Origin of the sequence: Flagellimonas hymeniacidonis (assembly GCF_008040165.1) — a bacterium.
In the GTDB taxonomy this organism is placed as follows: Bacteria; Bacteroidota; Bacteroidia; order Flavobacteriales; family Flavobacteriaceae; genus Flagellimonas; species Flagellimonas hymeniacidonis.
Genome location: NZ_VRUR01000001.1, coordinates 1 through 20,116, shown reverse-complemented (window position 1 = coordinate 20,116; position 20,116 = coordinate 1). Strand labels below are relative to the sequence as shown.

Below are 20,116 nucleotides of genomic sequence, written 5' to 3'. Positions count from 1 at the left end.
ATGGCTAGAATAAAAGATAATAACGCACCAAAAAGGTTTGATAAAATTTCCATAGGACTGGCTTCTCCTGAGTCAATCTTGGGAGAATCCCGTGGGGAGGTTTTAAAACCTGAAACTATTAACTATAGAACGCACAAGCCTGAGCGTGACGGATTGTTCTGTGAGCGTATTTTTGGTCCTGTAAAGGATTACGAGTGTGCCTGTGGAAAATACAAGCGTATCCGTTACCGTGGTATTGTTTGTGATCGTTGTGGTGTAGAAGTAACGGAGAAAAAAGTACGTAGAGACCGTGTGGGGCACATTAATTTAGTGGTTCCCGTTGCACATATCTGGTATTTCCGTTCCCTTCCAAATAAAATAGGATACCTATTGGGATTACCATCCAAGAAATTGGATATGATTATCTATTACGAAAGATATGTTGTAATTCAACCAGGTATCGCTAAAGGTCCAGAAGGAGAAGAAATCAATAAAATGGATTTCTTGACTGAAGAGGAGTATTTGAACATTTTGGAGTCCATTCCAGCAGAAAACCAATATTTGGAAGATACAGACCCTAACAAGTTTGTAGCTAAAATGGGTGCCGAGTGTTTAATCGATTTATTGGCAAGAATTGATTTGGAAGAACTGTCCTATCAATTAAGACACAAAGCAAATACGGAGACTTCAAAACAACGTAAAACAGAAGCCTTAAAAAGACTTCAAGTTGTTGAGGCTTTGCGTGAATCTCAAGAAAATAGGGAAAACCGACCAGAGTGGATGATTATGAAGGTGGTTCCTGTTATTCCACCGGAATTACGCCCATTGGTGCCATTGGATGGTGGTCGTTTTGCTACTTCAGATTTAAATGATCTATACCGTAGGGTTATTATCCGTAACAATCGTTTAAAGCGATTGATGGAAATAAAAGCTCCAGAGGTAATCTTGAGAAATGAGAAACGTATGCTTCAAGAAGCGGTGGATTCTCTTTTCGATAACACAAGAAAAGCTTCTGCGGTAAAAACAGAATCAAACAGACCATTGAAATCCCTTTCAGATTCCTTGAAAGGTAAACAAGGTCGTTTCCGTCAAAACCTTTTGGGTAAACGTGTAGATTATTCTGCTCGTTCCGTGATTGTTGTAGGTCCAGAAATGCACCTATACGAATGTGGTCTTCCAAAAGATATGGCAGCGGAATTGTACAAGCCTTTCGTTATCAGAAAACTGATTGAAAGAGGTATTGTAAAAACAGTTAAGTCCGCTAAGAAAATCATAGACAAAAAGGAACCCGTAGTATGGGATATCCTTGAAAATGTCCTTAAAGGGCATCCAGTATTACTGAACCGTGCCCCTACATTGCACAGATTGGGTATACAGGCGTTCCAGCCAAAACTTATTGAAGGTAAGGCGATTCGTTTGCACCCATTGGCATGTACGGCATTTAACGCGGATTTTGATGGTGATCAGATGGCAGTTCACTTGCCATTGGGTCCAGAAGCTATTTTGGAAGCACAACTTTTAATGTTGGCATCGCAGAATATCTTGAATCCTGCAAATGGTTCTCCAATTACCGTTCCTTCTCAGGATATGGTCTTGGGTTTGTATTATATGACCAAAGAAAGAAAGTCAACCAAGGAAGTGCCTATTCAAGGTGAAGGATTGACATTCTACTCTGCAGAAGAGGTGGAAATTGCTTTTAACGAAGGAAAAGTTGATTTGAATGCAGGAATCAAGGTGAGAGCCAAAGATTTCAATGAAGAGGGAGAACTTGTTAGCCAAATCATCGCCACTACAGTGGGGCGTGTGTTGTTTAACAGTGTTGTTCCTGAGCAAGCTGGATTCATCAATGAGGTATTGAACAAGAAATCGCTAAGAAATATCATTGGAGATATTCTTGCAGTTACAGATGTACCAGCTACTGCGGCATTTTTGGATAAAATAAAGTCCATGGGATATGATTTCGCCTTCAAAGGGGGTCTATCCTTCAGTTTGGGTGATATTATTATTCCACCAGAGAAGCAGGAGATGATCAATGATGCCAATGGGCAAGTTGATGGTATTATGGCAAACTATAACATGGGTCTTATCACCAATAACGAACGTTATAATCAGGTGATTGATGTTTGGACCTCTACCAATGCGATGTTGACGGAATTGGCGATGAAGCGAATTCGTGAAGATCAACAAGGATTCAACTCGGTATATATGATGTTGGATTCTGGAGCAAGGGGCTCAAAAGAGCAGATTCGTCAGTTGACCGGTATGCGTGGATTGATGGCCAAGCCTAAAAAATCTACTGCTGGTGGTGGTGAGATTATTGAAAACCCGATTCTTTCCAACTTTAAGGAAGGATTATCGATTTTGGAATACTTTATCTCTACGCACGGTGCACGTAAAGGTCTTGCAGATACCGCTTTGAAAACGGCGGATGCAGGATACTTAACAAGACGTTTGGTGGATGTTTCACAAGATGTTATTATCAACATTGAAGATTGTGGTACCCTAAGAGGTATTGAGGTTAAAGCGTTGAAGAAGAATGAAGAAGTAGTTGAAACGCTTGGTGAACGTATTCTTGGAAGGGTATCATTACATGATGTATACAATCCATTGACGGAGGAATTGGTATTGGCTGCAGGTCAGGAAATTTCTGAGGCAGATGTGAAGAAAGTTGAAGCAGCTCCAATAGAAAGAATCGAGGTGCGTTCAGCATTAACATGTGAAGCACCAAAAGGAATTTGTGGTAAATGCTACGGTAGAAACTTGGCAACCAATAAAATGGTGCAACGAGGAGAAGCTGTAGGTGTTGTTGCCGCTCAGTCTATTGGTGAACCAGGAACACAGTTAACATTGCGTACGTTCCACGTGGGTGGTATTGCAGGTAACATTTCTGAAGACAACAAATTAGAAGTGAAATTTGATGGTATTGCTGAGATTGAAGATTTAAGAACCGTTGTTGGAGAAAACAATGAAGGCGAAAAAGCCAATATTGTTATCTCAAGAACTTCTGAAATTAAAGTTGTCGATGCTACTACTGGAATTACCCTAAGTACAAATAATATTCCTTATGGATCTCAACTGTTCGTGAAGAACGGGAATAAGATCAAAAAAGGAACTGTTGTCTGTCAGTGGGATCCATATAATGGTGTAATCGTTTCTGAATTTACGGGACAAATTGCTTATGAAAACATTGAGCAAGGGGTTACGTATCAGGTAGAAATTGATGAGCAAACTGGTTTCCAAGAAAAGGTAATTTCTGAATCTAGAAATAAGAAACTCATTCCAACCCTATTGATTAAGGATGGTAAAGGGGAAACCATACGTTCTTACAACTTACCAGTAGGTTCACACATTATGGTGGACGATGGTGAGAAGATTAAAGAAGGAAAAATTTTGGTTAAGATTCCTCGTAAATCAGCTAAAGCAGGTGATATTACAGGTGGTCTTCCAAGAGTTACAGAGCTTTTTGAAGCACGTAACCCATCTAACCCAGCGGTTGTTTCTGAAATTGATGGTGTAGTTTCCTTTGGTAAGATCAAGCGTGGTAACCGTGAGATTATTATCGAATCTAAATTGGGTGAGATCAAGAAATACTTGGTAAAACTTTCAAACCAGATTTTGGTACAAGAGAACGATTATGTTCGCGCTGGTATGCCTTTGTCTGATGGATCTATTACTCCAGAAGACATTTTGGCAATAAAAGGACCATCAGCAGTACAGCAGTATTTGGTGAACGAAGTTCAAGAAGTATATCGTTTACAAGGTGTGAAAATTAATGATAAGCACTTTGAAGTTGTGGTAAGACAGATGATGCGTAAAGTACGTATTGAAGATTCTGGAGATACTACCTTCCTAGAGAATCAATTGGTTCATAAAGATGACTTTATTCGTGAGAATGATGAAATCTTTGGACAGAAGGTTGTAGAGGAAGCTGGAGATTCTGAAAATCTTAAAGCCGGACAGATTATTTCTGCCCGTGCCTTAAGAGATGAAAATTCGGTATTACGAAGAGCGGATAAAGCTCTAGTAAGTGCAAGAGATGCAGTAGCTGCTACGGCAACTCCAATCTTACAAGGTATTACACGTGCTTCATTGCAGACTAAATCATTTATCTCTGCAGCATCATTCCAGGAAACCACCAAAGTATTGAACGAAGCTGCAGTAAGCGGTAAAGTAGATACCTTGGAAGGATTGAAGGAAAATGTTATTGTAGGACATAAAATTCCTGCCGGTACCGGTATGAGGGATTATGATAGTATCATTGTAGGCTCAAAAGAAGAGTACGATGAAATCATGGCTCGAAAAGAGGAATTCAAATTCTAATAAACAAACCCTGGCACTAGTCAGGGTTTTCTTTTACTATATATTAAGACAAGCATAATGGCTGAAAAAGATAAAAACCAAAACCAAAAGCAAATCAATATTGAATTGGATGAAAAAATGGCCGAGGGAATATATTCCAATTTGGCAATCATCAATCATTCGGTATCTGAATTTGTGGTCGATTTTATAAGCATGATGCCCGGAGCTCCAAAAGCGAAAGTGAAGAGCAGAATAATTCTAACCCCACAACATGCCAAAAAATTCTTGAAGGCATTGAATGATAATGTAACAAGGTTTGAGAAAGCACATGGAACAATCAAGGATTATGAACAACCTCCAATTCCGTTAAATTTTGGACCTACTGGAGAAGCATAAGAACAAAAAAACCGACTATTGTCGGTTTTTTTATTGCGATCTATTTTTCGGGTTAACTAAGCCACCCTTTTTGAATGCCTTTTTTGGCAAAAAAGATAAGGTAGATGCCAAAAACAATAACAACAATTGGCATGATCACTATGTTAGCACCCATAACCTCCAAGGCATTGCTCAGAAAAAAGGTGTGAATATTCAAGATGATAGAGCCTAAAACAGATAAAATGAGTAAAGGTCTGGCCCATTTCTTACGAAGCAATAACGCAATTGACCCAATGGCACCTGCAAAAACCGCTATGGCAAAACCAGCAGTTGCCCAAGCTGGTCTACCTTCATAAAGTTCTCGTATTTCTTGGCTCATTTGTTCCAATTGCTCAACACTTGTATAAGCATCAGCCAAATAAGCGCTTACTCCCATAAGGTTCCACAGCAATGCAATAACGCTTACCACCCAGAACCAAACTGGTGGTTTACTAATAGAATCAGTTGTCATAAAAAAAAGTATTTATTGGTTATGTGCTTATAAAGTACAAAAAAAGTAGTAATCCATCCTGAACGTATAAGCTTGGAAGTACAACTCATAACCAAAAACTCTTGAATATTTAGTCAAATTCCGAGGTGAAATGAAGTTTTACTGTAGGATATTTTTGCTGTGTCATCTGCAAGGAGAATTGCGAGTCAGCCAAAAAAACGAGTCGTCCATGTTTATCCGTTGCTAAAAACTTCTGTTTTACCCGCTTGAATTCTTTAAACTCATCGTTGGTAGCATCTTCGGCTTCAACCCAACATGCCTTGTGTACTGGGAAGTTTTCATAAGTGCATTTTGCTCCATATTCATGTTCCAGTCGGTACTGAATAACTTCATATTGCAAAGCTCCTACGGTACCAATTACTTTTCTTCCGTTCAACTCCAAAGTAAATAGCTGTGCCACACCTTCGTCCATCAACTGGTCAATACCCTTGTATAATTGTTTGGCTTTCATGGGGTCAGCATTGTTGATGTACCTAAAATGTTCAGGAGAAAAACTTGGAATTCCTTTGTAATTTAATTTTTCACCACTGGTTAGCGTATCCCCAATCTTAAAATTACCGGTGTCATGTAGCCCAACAATATCGCCAGGATAGGAGATGTCCACAATTTCTTTTTTCTCAGCAAAAAAGGCATTGGGACTGGAAAATTTTAGGTTCTTCGCATGCCTCACATGCAAATATGGCTTGTTCCGCTCAAAAGTGCCAGATACAATTTTTATAAAGGCCAGTCGGTCTCGGTGTTTGGGATCCATATTGGCGTGTATTTTAAATACAAATCCCGAAAAGTCCTTTTCGTTTGCTTCAACCAAACGCTCTTCTGCCATTTTAGGTCTTGGCGGAGGGGCAATTTCCACAAAACAATCCAGCAATTCCCTCACCCCAAAATTGTTTAATGCAGAACCAAAAAAAACAGGCTGTTGCTCTCCCTTTAAATAAGCATCCTTATCGAATTCTGGGTAAACTCCGTGTACGAGTTCCAAGTTATCTCTCAATTCTAGTGCCGCAGATTCGCCAATAATATCCTCAAGTTCAGTACTTTCTATATCTGTAAAAGCAATGGTTTCCTCAATATTCTTTTTGCTATTTCCACTAAAAAGATTGATGTTCTTTTCGTAAATGTTATAAATCCCCTTAAAGTCATATCCCATACCAATAGGAAAGCTAAGGGGCGTAACAGAAAGCCCTAATTTTTGCTCAACTTCATCCAATAAATCAAAAGCGTCCTTTCCTTCCCTGTCCAGCTTATTGATAAAAACAATCATAGGAATATTTCGCATTCGGCAAACTTCTACTAATTTCTCTGTCTGCTCCTCCACACCCTTGGCAACATCTATTACTACAATGACACTATCTACCGCGGTTAAGGTCCTGAAAGTATCTTCGGCAAAATCCTTGTGCCCAGGAGTGTCCAGAATGTTTATTTTCTTATCATTATAAATAAAAGCCAAAACTGAGGTGGCAACTGATATTCCACGTTGCCTTTCAATCTCCATAAAATCACTGGTAGCAGATTTTTTTATTTTGTTGTTCTTTACCGCACCTGCTTCTTGAATAGCTCCACCAAATAAAAGTAGTTTTTCCGTTAAGGTAGTTTTCCCTGCATCAGGGTGTGAAATAATACCAAAAGTCCTTCGTCTAGCTATTTCCTTATCAAATTCCATCTGCAAAAATTTGGGCAAAAATAGCGTAATTATCCCTTTTTCGATTGATTTAAAACATCATAAGTAATTGTTAATAGAATTAGGAGAAAAAAAACGTAATAATCACCCAAAAAGATAAAAAAGTAAAGTAATTTTCGAGCGCTTGAGGTTTTTGTTTTTTACCTAACCGTAATCTTTTTTCAAAAACCTTACGTATTAATATAAGTGGTAAATAATGATGAAGAATGCGCCTTTTATCGATTAAAATAGGTGATACGTTTTAAATGCATTAATTATGCGTTTGAGATTATTTGGAGTGTAGAGAACACAAATAACCACTTTATTAAATAAGAAAAGCCCCATTTTCTTACACTTACGAGAACCCTTTGCCATGGTGATTAGTTGACCAAAACTATCATTTATGGAAAAGAATACTTTCTTAGATTTTAAGAAAAAGGTTTTATACAGTCTTTTTTCAGTAGTTGCACTTACCGCATATTCAGGCACAGTCTTGTTGGGGGTTTCAAACGAAAACTTCAAAACCACGTTTGATATCTATACTGATACGGATGGAGATGGCGTCCCAGATAACAAGGATATTGATATTGATGGTGATGGAATAATCAATACCGTCGAGGATCAAAATGCTGATGGTGATGATTGCTATTGGACCTATCCTACAGATACTGATGGAGATGGTGTTCCAGATTACTTAGATATAGATTCGGATGATGATGGTCTTTTGGATAACCTAGAGGCACAAACAACATATGGCTACATACCCCCATCAGGAAAAGATAAAGATGGTAATGGATTGGATGATGCCTATGAAGAAACTCCCGGTGCATGTGGAGGATTAACCCCAATTGATACAGATTACGACCACCATCCAGATTATGTAGACATTGATTCTGATGATGATGGCATACTGGATAATGTAGAGGCACAAACAACAAAAGATTTTCAAGCTCCATGCGGAGTTGATAGTGATGGGAACGGATTGGATGATCATTACGAAAGTTACCCAGGAGGCGGTGAAGGGCTGACGCCGGTGGATACCGATTACGATCACCACCCAGATTTTAGGGACATCGACTCAGATGACGATGGAATAATTGATAATATAGAAGCGCAGACAACAGACTATTTTCAAGCACCTTGTGGCATAGATAGTGATGGAAACGGATTGGATGATCATTATGAATCATACCCAGGTTCCGGAGAGGGATTAACACCGATCAACAGCGATACAGACCATCAGCCAAATTTTAGGGATATAGATAGTGACGATGACGGGATCCCTGACAATGTTGAAGGACAGACAACCGCGGGATATATTCCTCCAAGTGGAGATGACGATGACAAAGATGGATTAGATGACGCCTATGAAGGAAGTGGAGATGAGGGTATAAATCCAGAGAATACAGATGGCGTGGATGAACCGGATTATTTGGATGATGACAGTGACAACGATCTGGTTGCCGACAACAACGAGGGGAACGACTTCAACTTCGATGGCATCCCCGACCAGACCTATACGGGCACCGATACGGACAACGATGGGCTGGACGATGGTTATGAGGGCGGTGATGTGGACGATGGCTATGATGTCAACGATGAGATAAACGACCCAGCGAACGATCTACCTGACACGGACGGCACAGAGGATGTGAACTACCGCGACTTTGATGATGACGGGGACGGCATCGACACCCCGGACGAGGATGTCGATGGGGACGGTGACCCAACGAACGATGACACCGATGATGACGGGACGCCGGACTACTTGGACCCAGATGGTCCCGGAGAGGACACTGACGATGATGGTGTACCGGACAGCGTCGACCTTGATGACGACAACGATGGTATCCTGGACACGACGGAAGATTCCAATTTTGATAACGACAACGACCCATTGACCAATGCACAGGACAGTGATGGCGATGGCCGCCCCGACCATTTGGACATTGACAGTGATGATGATGGTATCCCGGACAATGTGGAAGCACAGCCCACGGCAACATACATAGCTCCCAACGATGACGATGCTGCGACCTATGCCGCGAACGATGGAGTGAACTCTGCTTATCTTGGCGGGTTGACCCCTGAGAACACTGATGGCGAGGACGAGCCGGATTATCTTGACGATGATAGTGATAATGACTTGGTCGCTGACAACAACGAGGGCAACGACTTCAACTTTGATGGTATTCCCGACCAGTCCTTCACGGACACTGATATGGACAATGACGGATTGGACGATGGTTATGAGGGCGGTGATGTGGACGATGGCTATGATGTGAACGATGAGATAAACGACCCAGCCAATGATCTACCCGATACCGATGGTACCGAGGATGTGAACTATCGCGACTTTGATGATGATGGAGATGGCATTGACACCCCTGATGAGGATGTCGACGAAGACGGCGACCCGACAAACGATGATACCGATGATGATGGAACACCGGATTACCTAGACCCCGATGGCCCAGGAGAGGACACGGACGATGACGGTGTGCCGGACAGCGTCGACCTTGATGACGACAATGATGGTATCCTGGACACGACGGAAGATCCCAATTTTGATAACGATAACGACCCATTGACCAATGCACTGGACAGTGACGGCGATGGCCGCCCCGACCATTTGGACATCGATAGTGATGATGATGGTATCCCGGACAATGTGGAGGCACAGCCCACGGCAACATACATAGCTCCAAACGATGACGATGCAGCGACCTACGCGGCGAACGATGGTGTGAACTCTGCCTACCTTGGAGGCCTTACGCCCGAGAACACGGACGGAGCGGACGAGCTTCCTGATTATTTGGATGATGACAGTGACAACGATCTAGTTGCCGACAACAACGAGGGGAACGACTTCAACTTTGACGGTATTCCCGACCAAACATACACGGGCATCGATGCAGATAACGATGGGCTGGACGATGGTTATGAGGGCAGCGATGTGAATGATGGCTATGATGTGAACGATGAGATCGACGACCCCGCGAACGATCTACCTGACACGGACGGTACGGAGGATGTGAACTACCGTGACTTTGATGATGATGGGGACGGGATCGACACTCCCGACGAGGATGTGGACGGTGACGGTGACCCAACGAACGATGATACCGATGATGACGGCACGCCGGATTACTTGGACCCAAACATGGATAATGTAATCGATGCGGTGGATGATGCCTATAGTGCTGATAGTTCGGTTGGGGTAATTCCTAACAGTAATGTGCTTTCCAACGACACTTTAGACGGCGCCCCTGCGACTTTAACTGATGTTATTTTGACATCAACCAGTACGGATGAACTGACCATCAACGATGATGGGAGTGTCAGTGTTGCGCCTGGAACACCTGAAGGTACTTATACCATCGAATACACCATTTGTGAAATTAATGATGAGGATAACTGTGATACGGCCACTGTGACCGTGGAAGTTGGCCCTGGGATGGGTAACACAATTGAGGCTGTTGATGATAATTATAGTGCTGATAGTTCGGTTGGGGTAATTCCTAACAGTAATGTGCTTTCCAATGATACCTTGAATGGCGAACCTGTTACTTTAACTGATGTTATTTTGACATCGACCAGTACAGACGAGCTGACCATCAATGATGATGGAAGTGTTAGCATTACCCCCGGAACACCTGAGGGAACCTATACTATCGAATACACTATTTGTGATATAACCGATGTAGATAACTGTGATACGGGCACTGTGACCGTGGAAGTTGGCCCTGGAATGGGTAACATAATCGACGCTGTTGATGATGCCTATAGTGCTGATAGTTCGGTTGGTGTAATTCCTAACAGTAATGTGCTTTCCAATGATACCTTAAACGGCGAACCGGCGACTTTAAGTAATATAATCTTGACATCGACCAGTACGGATGAACTGACTATCAACGATGATGGAAGTGTCAGTATCGCCCCCGGAACACCTGAAGGTACCTATACCATTGAATACACCATTTGTGAAATTGATGATGAAGATAATTGTGATACGGGTACTGTTACTGTGGAAGTTGGCCCTGGGATGGAGAACGTAATCGATGCTATAGATGATTTTTACAGTTCCAATAGTTCCGGTGGACTTATTCCAGATAGTGATGTGCTTTCCAACGATACCCTCAATGGTGAACCTATTACCTTAATCGATGTAGACTTGACCTCGACACCAACAAATGTACTAACGGTTAATGAGGATGGAAGTGTCCGTGTAGCCCCAGGAACACTTGATGGTATCTATACCATTGAATATACCATTTGTGAGACTGCTAATCCAAGTAATTGCGATACTGCTATAGTTACGGTTTCTATAGAAAGTATTGCGGTGAACCAAATGTTGACCCCTAATGGAGATTTAAAAAATGATTTCCTTTTTATAAGAGGTGTTAGAAATATTAGGACAAGTACCCTTAGAATTTTCAATAGATGGGGTGTTGCAGTATACGAAGGAAAAGACTATAACAATGTGAATAATGTCTTTGATGGAAGATCTAGGGGAAGGTCCACTCTAAGCGCGAATGATTATCTTCCGGCCGGAGTATATTTTTATATATTTGACTACGAAACGGATGAAGGAAGCTTTACAGACTCCGAATACATATACATTAGCAGGTAACCTATTGAAGCAGAATGATTAAGAAACACTTTTTAATTCCGTTTTTATTTATTGTTGTAGTATTTCAGGGCCTTGTTGCCCAGCAAGATGCACAGTATACGCAATACATGTTTAATACCTTGAGTGTTAATCCGGCGTATGCAGGATCCAGGGGGCAATTAAGTTTTGCTGGACTGTACCGCTCTCAATGGGTTGGTCTCGATGGAGCTCCCGAAACCTTTACATTGAACCTTCATTCCCCAATACGAAACAGTAGACTGGGTTATGGTGTTTCAATAGTTAATGACAATATAGGTGATGGAGTAGTGCAGGAGACGTATTTAGATGCTGTACTCTCATATACCATTGATGTAGGGCTAGATTCCAAGCTGTCATTCGGATTAAAAGCAGGAGGAAATATGCTAAATCTTGACTTTAATGGACTACGTAACTTTGATCAAGAAGTTGTAAATCAAGATAATATAGACAATCAATTTTCACCAAATTTTGGATTGGGATTATATTATCATACAGATAGATTCTACGCTGGCGTTTCCGCACCAAACATTTTGGAAACAGAATATTTTGATAACGCTAGAGGAGATGTAAATTCTGTTAATTTTTTGGCGACGGAGCGAATTAATTTTTATGTGATAACGGGCTACGTTTTTGATTTAAACGCAGATCTTAAATTTAAGCCTGCCCTATTAACGAAGGCTGTTGGTGGTGCACCATTGCAGGTTGATTTATCGGCCAATTTTCTATACGCCGAGAAGTTTAGCTTTGGAGCCGCTTACAGATTGGATGCAGCAATAAGTGCTCTGGCAGGATTTCAAATAACCGATCAGATTATGTTGGGTCTTGCTTACGATCGTGAAACCACAGAATTGGGAGGTACCCAATTTAATGATGGATCTTTCGAAGTGTTTCTAAGATTGGAGTTGGTAAAAGCGTTTCAAAAAACAGTATCGCCTAGATTCTTTTAATACAGTTTATAATGCTAAAAAGAATACTTATACTTCTTATTGTTTTTTCAGGATATTTAACCCATATCTCGGCACAAGATAAGGTTAATGAGAAACAGCAGGCCAAGGTTAAAGCCAAGGCCGATGAAAGATATGACGAATATTCCTTCAGCCCCGCTATAGATATTTATAAAAAGGTATTGGACAAAGGCTATGTGTCTTTAGATTTATTAAAACGGCTTGGAAATTCGTATTACTTCAATGCCAAATACGAAGAAGCTGCTAACATATACAAGCGCTTGGCAGAAGCTTTCCCAGACGATACCGAACCAGATTATTATTTCAGATACGCTCAAAGTCTAAAGACGTTGGGAGATTATGATGAGGCATCCAATATAATGGCCAAGTTCAGGGAATTAACAGCTACTACTGATGAAAATCCATTGGATGAAGATTACCTAGCTAAAATAGAACAGAATTCTGGCAGGGTTGATATTAAACAATTTGAATACAACAGTAAGTATTCAGACTTCGCAGCATCCTACTACGAACAAGGTCTAATTTTTTCATCAGATAGAGATACAGGAAATTTAGCTCGATATAGACACACCTGGAACTCTAGGGACTTCTTGGATTTGTACAAAGTCAATGCAGATAGTATTTCCAATAATAATGTGGTAAAATTAGAAGGAGATGTAAATACCAGACTTCACGAGTCCACTTCGGCGGTCACTAAGGATGGTACAACCATGTACTTTACAAGAAATAATTTTCTGGATGGAAAAAAGTACAAGGATCAAAATGGAGTGATTCGCTTAAAAATATACAAAGCAGATTTAATTGATGGGGAATGGACAAATGTGATTGAGCTTCCATTTAACAATGATTCATATTCTGTTGCACATCCGGTTTTAAGCCCAGATGAAAAGAGGCTGTATTTTGTTTCAGATATGCCAGGTACTCTTGGAGAATCAGATATTTTTGTGACCGAAATCATTGGGGATGGCACCTACGGCCCTATTACCAATTTAGGCAAAAACATCAATACAAGAGCTCGAGAAACGTTCCCGTTTATTACCAAAGACGGAGTACTGTATTTTTCGTCAGATGGGCATCAAGGTCTGGGTGGATTAGATGTTTTTGCTACAAAGATTGCATTTGGCAACCTTAATGAACCTATAGTAAATGTTGGAAAACCAATAAATAGCAATTATGATGATTTTGCTTTCATCATGAATGAAGAAACCAAAGAAGGTTACTTTTCATCCAATAGAACAGGAGGCTTGGGAGAAGATGATATCTACAAGTTTGCGGAAAATGAACCTCTAGTTTTAGATTGTTTACAAGATGTTACGGGAACTGTTAGAGACCGCATATCTAATGAAGTTTTGGTAGGTGCAACGGTAAAAATCATTGATGAAGAAAACAATGAGGTCTCCTCAACCATTACGGATTCAAAAGGAAATTATGTTTTAGCATTGGATTGTGCCAAAGGAAACTTTGTTAGAGCCTCAAGGGATGGTTATGTGCCAGCTGAGGAATACTTGAACAAATCTTATGGCAAGCCGAGAATTGTAGATTTTTATTTGGAGAGGGATGTAGTTACAGGTGGTTTTGGTGACGATTTGGCCAAATTGTTACAATTAAGCACAATCTATTTTGATTTGAACAAGTTTAATATTCGCCCAGATGCGGAGATTGAAATTCAAAAAGTAATCGTTGCTATGGAGAAATACCCTAGCTTAAAGATTAAAGTCAATTCCCACACAGATAGCCGTGGTAATGATGCTTACAACCTTTGGTTGTCTAAAAAAAGAGCAGCATCCACTGTGGCATATATGGTTTCCAAGGGAATTTCTGCAGACAGATTACAAGGAGAAGGGTATGGTGAAACTAGACTCGTAAACGACTGCTCCAATGGAATACCTTGTTCCAAAGAAAAACATCAGTTGAATCGAAGATCGGAGTTCATCATATTCGAGTAATATGTTGATGTCTTAGCTCCTGAACAAGAAGTTGTTACTTGCCCGTGAGTGTGTAAGCAAGAGTGTTTGTATTTACTTTACCCCATATTTATGGGAGTTCACTTTATCGATGAACCCTTTCACAACAATTATTTAGAGACATTTTCAAGTACTACTACATTTGATAAAGGCATATTCCCCTAAATGTATGCTTACTTAAGTATTTAGTATGAAAAAAGGCATAGTACTCTTTGCAATTGCATTGATGTTTTCATGGTCTTCTGCATTTGGACAAGATACGCATCGTGATAATTTTAGCTCAACATCCTATTCGAATAATGACGGAACGCAAAACTTCTCTGGTAACTGGACAGAAGTAAGTGATAACGGCAGTGCGAGTGGTGGAAGAATAGAGATTGTTGGTAATGAGTTGGAATTCAATAACCTTGATGGTAGGACCATTAGCAGGGCCCTTGACCTTTCAGGTGTCTCTAATGCTGTTCTAACAATGAATTATGATGCGACTTCCAGGGGAAATGAGTCGCTTTTAGTACAGCTATGGAACGATAACACGTCTTCATATGAAACGGTTTTTACCATTAATAGTGCTATAACCGGAGCTATCACTTATGACCTAACAGCGGATCAAATATCTGCCAATTCTTCAATAAGGTTTGTAGGGGGTGATTCAGGTTGGAATACAAGTGAAACCATTACGGTAGATAATATTTTAATTGCTTCCGCTTCATCTGGTTGCGAAATAATAAGTTCGGCACCCGGTTCGGCAATAAACGATTTTACTACCCTAAACTCGACTTTAAGTGGCTTTACATCAGGAGTAATAACCGATGTTAATGTTACTTTGAACATAGAACATACATGGGATGATGACTTGGAAATAAGCCTGACTAGTCCAGGGGGAACAACGGTTGTTTTAACCACGGATAATGGGGGTAGTGGAGATAATTATTCGGGTACAATCCTTGACGATGCTGCTGGAACGGCAGTTACCGCTGGTACAGCTCCTTTTACTGGAGTTTTTTCCCCGGAAGGAAATCTTTCTGACTTTAATGGTCAAGACCCCAGCGGCACTTGGACACTCGCTATATTTGATGATGCTAGTGGAGATACAGGAACATTAAGTGGTTTTGCCATTCATATTTGTAGTTCCCCTGCCATACCGGTCGATTTGGCCGTGACCAAAATAGTGGATAATGCAACTCCCAAGGAGAATTCTAACATAACCTATACGCTTGCTGTAACAAACAATGGGCCGGTAAACGCTACCAATGTTAGTATTACGGACCTTTTGCCGCCTGGAGTTACTTATGTTAGTGATGATGGCACTTATAACTCGGGAACCGGCGTCTGGACTGTTGGAAGCTTAAATAATGGAGCTACAGCAACTCTGAATATTGTTGCGAACGTTAATGGAGGTACAAATGGAGCTACAATTACAAATACAATAACGGCTGTAGTTGCCGATCAATTGGATAGCAATGCCACGGCAGACGATTTAAGCGAATCAATAGTGCCGACTGCTGATCAACCCCCTGTACTAACAGTAACTGGCGATCAAGCTTATTGCCCCGGAACTTCACAAACAATTGTTGAAACAGTAAGCCTTACCGACCCAGATGATACTACTACCGATGCCATATTTATTCAAATTTCTTCAGGATATATCAATGGAGAAGATTTATTGACACTTACCGGAACACACCCGAACATTACAGCAACTTGGGATGCAGTAGAAGGAGAGCTTACCTTACAAGGTCCAACGACCTTTGCAGAGTTTGAGGCTGCCATCCTTGCAGTGGAATATTCCAGTAGCTCAGGTAGCCCTACAGGTACTAGACAGTTTTCCATTACACCGGGAACCGCAAATTATTTGCCGCCGACAGGACATTATTACGAATTTATAGCTGATCCAGGAATTTCATGGACTGCTGCCAGAGATGCGGCAGCACTAAGAACTTATTTTGGTTTGCAAGGATATTTGGCAACTTTAACTTCTCAGGCTGAAGCAGACTTTTCTGGTTCTCAAGCGCAAGGGGTAGGATGGATTGGAGGTAGTGATGCAACTACCGAAGGTGTTTGGAACTGGGTAACCGGTCCTGAGGCAGGAACTAACTTTTGGAATGGTGGTGTTGGTGGAACTACTCCCAATTTTGCATTTTGGAACTCTGGAGAACCAAACAACTCGGGAAATGAAGATTATGCACACATTACAGATCCATCAGTTACAACAACCCCAGGCTCTTGGAACGATTTACCTGAAGCTGGAGGTGGGGGAGCATATGCCCCTCAAGGCTATATTGTTGAGTACGGAGGTACAACAGGTGATCCTGTTCTAAGTATAACAGGAGTTACCACACTTACGGTTGATAATGTTGCACCAACAGCAAGCAACCCTGCACCGGTTACGGTATTTTGTAGCGGAGATGTGCCATCAACAGATATTACCGTAGTAACAGATGAAATGGATAATTGTACTACCAATCCAGTGGTAACTTTTGTTAGCGACGTAAGTGACGGAGGTACCAACCCAGAAATAATCACAAGAACATATAGAGTGACTGACGAAGCTGGAAATAGCATTGATGTTACCCAGACCATTACAGTGGACCCAATCACAATTGATACCCAACCAAGCGACCAAATAGTTGCCTTAGGTAACAATGGGACGTTCACTGTAGGTTCAACCAACACGGATACCTTTCAGTGGCAGGTCAGCACCAATGGTGGCGGAAGCTTTGCAAATGTTTCAAACGGAGCTGAGTATTCAGGAGTTACTACCGCTACGCTCTCAGTTTTGTCTCCTAGTTTGACCAAGGACGGATATATCTACAGGGTAATCGTTTCAAATTCAACTGGAAGTTGTCCTTCAATTACCTCTTCGGGAGCTACATTGACCATTGCAATTGACAGTGACTCCGATGGAATTTCTGATATCACAGATTTGGATGATGATAACGACGGAATATTAGACTCGGTTGAATCTCCAAAAACAGTATTATGGGTTACAAACGGAACCCCGGGGACTGAAGAACAAAATACCATTGATAAACTAACGGCTCTGGGATACACTGTTACAGTAGTTGATGATAATGTTGGCGGAGATGCGAATAATTTTGCGGTGACATTTGTTTATGAAGATGTTTTTAGTAGCGATGCCTTTGCAAACGTTGCGAACATGACTACTACGGCAAATGGTGTTATTACAAGTGAACCTGCATTACACGATGAAATTTTAGGAGCTGCCTCAGGCTCAAATGGTTCATCAACAGCTGTTAATATTGTAAATAATACACACCCCATAACCTCGGGTTTAGCTTTAGGAAATTATACCATCGGTGACGCCCAGTATTATGGAAATGGTTTAACCACTGGAACAGTTTTAGGCCAGGATCCAAGCGCAGGTGCAGGATCTTTAGTTATTTGGGAACAAGGCGATGCAATGGAAGTTGGAACCGCTCCAGGTAAAAGAGGAATTGTGCCTCACTCAAATGGAGGAGGAGGTTTCGATGCAGCAGGTGAAGACTTGTTGGTAAATGTCATTATTTGGGCCGGAGCAATTGACACGGATAATGATGGTGTCTATGACGATTGGGACTTAGATAGTGATAACGATGGTATTTATGACGTTGTAGAAGCCGGTCATGATCAGACACATTCCTCAGGTAGACTTACTGGTGCTGTCGGTACGGATGGTGTACCGGATAGTGTGCAAGCTAGCGGTCAAGAAAATAGTGGAACGGTAAACTATACGATTTCAGATTCAGATTCAGATGGAAATGATGATTATACAGAAACTGATAGTGATGCCGATGGCTGTAATGATGCGGATGAAGCCTATGCCGATGTCAACGCTGACGCTGACGATAATGGTACTTACGGTACTGGAACCCCCTTAATAAATGCTGATGGCTCCGTTCAGGGTGCTACCTATACAGCTCCTGCAGACGGAGATACAAATACAGTTTTTGATTTTCGTGAAGCTTCAATTGCCCCTGCCATATCAGTGCAGCCTGTTGACGCTGCAACCTGCCCAGGTTGTGGTACTACCTTTACTATAACCACTACAAATGCAGATGCGTTCCAATGGCAACGATTTAATGGCGCTACATGGAACGACATTTCCGATACCGGAATTTATAGCGGTTCAGGAACCAATACACTTACCATTACGAATCCGACAACAGCAAATAATGGTGAGCAATATCGGGTTCTGGTTTCCAATTCAGCTTACATCTGTAGTTCAGAAATCTCAAACACTGCCGAATTGACCATTAGGGTCTCCAGCGTGATTACCAACCGAAGGATTACCTACAGGGTAAATAGAGATTAATTTTAATAAAAAAGAGCGCTTTTATAAGAGGTTTTATCGCCTCTTATAAGTGTATTTTGCGTTTTTGAACAATCACCTGAGCTACTGAAATTACTGGTTTTGTCGACCAATGACCTTCAAAAAATACAATTTTTTTAACATGATGACCTCAGGTTTTGATGGCTATACCTTCGGAATTCAGACATACACAACAAATATTTTCTTCCCCTATAGGTAAAGGTAATTTTGTAAAGTGTAGTAGTGTTCAAAATACTGAATAAGGAGATGCTACACGGAGAATAAGCATAAAAGATTACATAAAACACATACAGACAATGTCATTTAACGCTAACCCCATGAAAAAGAGCATTATAGTCGTTACGCTTCTATTTTTCTCTGGATTTGTCTATTCGCAGACCACAGTAACTTTGCAAGATCAATGCAATTGTGAAGTGCTTAGTGGTACAGCGGTATCCAGTCCAGGAGCTGTTGCCCCAGGTGGTGCAGATGCTGGAGATATATATGTGAACACCAGTACTGGAACGATCTTTTTTTGGGATGGGGATTCTTGGGAATTAACTTCCACAGATGATCAGCAACTTACAGGATTCACCTTCAATGGAGCAACCAACGATTTGACATTGACGTTGGAAAATGGAGGAAGTGTAAACGTTGATTTAAGTAGCTTGAGTGATACTCTTACAGATACAAACACTACGATAACTTCTTTTGGTATTGATGGAACTAATACCAATTTGGTAATTACAGATTCCGACACCAATACCTTTTCTGTTGCCTTGGCTGATATTGCTGCCTTAGTGAATACAGACGCGCAGGACCTGGAGGATGTTATCGGAGAGGACGCGAGCGCGGGCAACAATGCGATCACGGACCTTGCGGACCCTACCAATGCGCAGGACGCGGCGACGAAGGCCTATGTGGATGCTACGGCAGACGACGACATTACGGGGGTGAGCTTTGACGGTACTAGTGTAACGGTGGCGGAAGGGGCTACGAGCTTCTCGGCAGACATTTCTGCTTTAGACGATTCAGCTGGCGTAGCAGCTAATGCAGCAGCAATAGCGGCTCATAATACGGCAGATGGTGATTTAAGTGATACGAACGAGATACAAGATTTAGAAGATGTAATTGGTCAGGACGCGAGCGCAGGTAACAATGCGATCACGGACCTTGCGGACCCTACCAATGCACAGGACGCGGCGACGAAGGCCTATGTGGATGCTACGGCAGACGACGACATTACGGGAGTGAGCTTTGATGGTACTAGTGTAACTGTAGCGGAAGGGGCGACGAGTTTTTCAGCGGACATTTCTGCTTTAGACGATTCAGCTGGCGTAGCAGCTAATGCAGCAGCAATAGCGGCT

The 20,116-nt window shown here is 41.5% G+C and carries 9 protein-coding genes; 7 read left to right on the top strand and 2 right to left on the bottom strand.

The genetic code is table 11. The features are described 5' to 3' along the window. Positions 1-4,299, top strand: coding sequence for a DNA-directed RNA polymerase subunit beta' (rpoC, locus tag FVB32_RS00045; protein WP_147740552.1), 4,299 nt, complete (start codon positions 1-3; stop codon positions 4,297-4,299). A gap of 57 nt (positions 4,300-4,356) precedes the next feature. Next, a complete protein-coding gene (locus FVB32_RS00040) occupies positions 4,357-4,674 on the top strand; it encodes a DUF3467 domain-containing protein (protein WP_147740551.1) in 318 nt (105 codons plus the stop codon). Between the two features lie 52 nt (positions 4,675-4,726). On the opposite strand, the gene FVB32_RS00035 is transcribed toward FVB32_RS00040, so the two are convergent. Further along, positions 4,727-5,164, bottom strand: coding sequence for a hypothetical protein (locus FVB32_RS00035; RefSeq protein WP_147740550.1), 438 nt, complete (start codon positions 5,162-5,164; stop codon positions 4,727-4,729). 109 nt (positions 5,165-5,273) lie between these two features. Continuing rightward, the gene (locus FVB32_RS00030) at positions 5,274-6,863 is read right to left on the bottom strand and encodes a peptide chain release factor 3 (protein ID WP_147740549.1); all 1,590 of its coding nucleotides are present in this window, start codon (positions 6,861-6,863) and stop codon (positions 5,274-5,276) included. Positions 6,864-7,263: 400 nt separating this feature from the next. Here FVB32_RS00030 and FVB32_RS00025 point away from each other — a divergent pair, with 400 nt between their 5' ends. The 5 genes from FVB32_RS00025 to FVB32_RS00005 all read left to right on the top strand — a co-directional run. Further along, positions 7,264-11,493 (top strand): T9SS type B sorting domain-containing protein, encoded by a 4,230-nt coding sequence (locus tag FVB32_RS00025; RefSeq protein WP_147740548.1) that lies wholly within the window; start codon positions 7,264-7,266, stop codon positions 11,491-11,493. 14 nt (positions 11,494-11,507) lie between these two features. Continuing rightward, the gene (locus FVB32_RS00020) at positions 11,508-12,458 is read left to right on the top strand and encodes a PorP/SprF family type IX secretion system membrane protein (RefSeq protein WP_147740547.1); all 951 of its coding nucleotides are present in this window, start codon (positions 11,508-11,510) and stop codon (positions 12,456-12,458) included. An 11-nt stretch (positions 12,459-12,469) separates the two neighbouring features. After that, a complete protein-coding gene (locus FVB32_RS00015; RefSeq protein ID WP_147740546.1) occupies positions 12,470-14,422 on the top strand; it encodes an OmpA family protein in 1,953 nt (650 codons plus the stop codon). Positions 14,423-14,630: 208 nt separating this feature from the next. Continuing rightward, entirely contained in the window at positions 14,631-18,752 is a 4,122-nt protein-coding gene (locus tag FVB32_RS00010) for a proprotein convertase P-domain-containing protein (RefSeq protein WP_147740545.1), read from the top strand. A 335-nt stretch (positions 18,753-19,087) separates the two neighbouring features. After that, positions 19,088-20,116, top strand: a 1,029-nt coding sequence (locus FVB32_RS00005) for a hypothetical protein (RefSeq protein WP_222707937.1), incomplete at its 3' end; no start/stop codon positions are given.

Bases quoted from the DNA above. Each gene is read 5' to 3' on its own strand.
- rpoC (WP_147740552.1), top strand. From the start codon at position 1: ATGGCTAGAATAAAAGATAATAACGCACCAAAAAGGTTTGATAAAATT.
- FVB32_RS00025 (WP_147740548.1), top strand. From the start codon at position 7,264: ATGGAAAAGAATACTTTCTTAGATTTTAAGAAAAAGGTTTTATACAGT.
- FVB32_RS00040 (WP_147740551.1), top strand. From the start codon at position 4,357: ATGGCTGAAAAAGATAAAAACCAAAACCAAAAGCAAATCAATATTGAA.
- FVB32_RS00030 (WP_147740549.1), bottom strand. From the start codon at position 6,863: ATGGAATTTGATAAGGAAATAGCTAGACGAAGGACTTTTGGTATTATT.
- FVB32_RS00020 (WP_147740547.1), top strand. From the start codon at position 11,508: ATGATTAAGAAACACTTTTTAATTCCGTTTTTATTTATTGTTGTAGTA.
- FVB32_RS00010 (WP_147740545.1), top strand. From the start codon at position 14,631: ATGAAAAAAGGCATAGTACTCTTTGCAATTGCATTGATGTTTTCATGG.
- FVB32_RS00035 (WP_147740550.1), bottom strand. From the start codon at position 5,164: ATGACAACTGATTCTATTAGTAAACCACCAGTTTGGTTCTGGGTGGTA.
- FVB32_RS00015 (WP_147740546.1), top strand. From the start codon at position 12,470: ATGCTAAAAAGAATACTTATACTTCTTATTGTTTTTTCAGGATATTTA.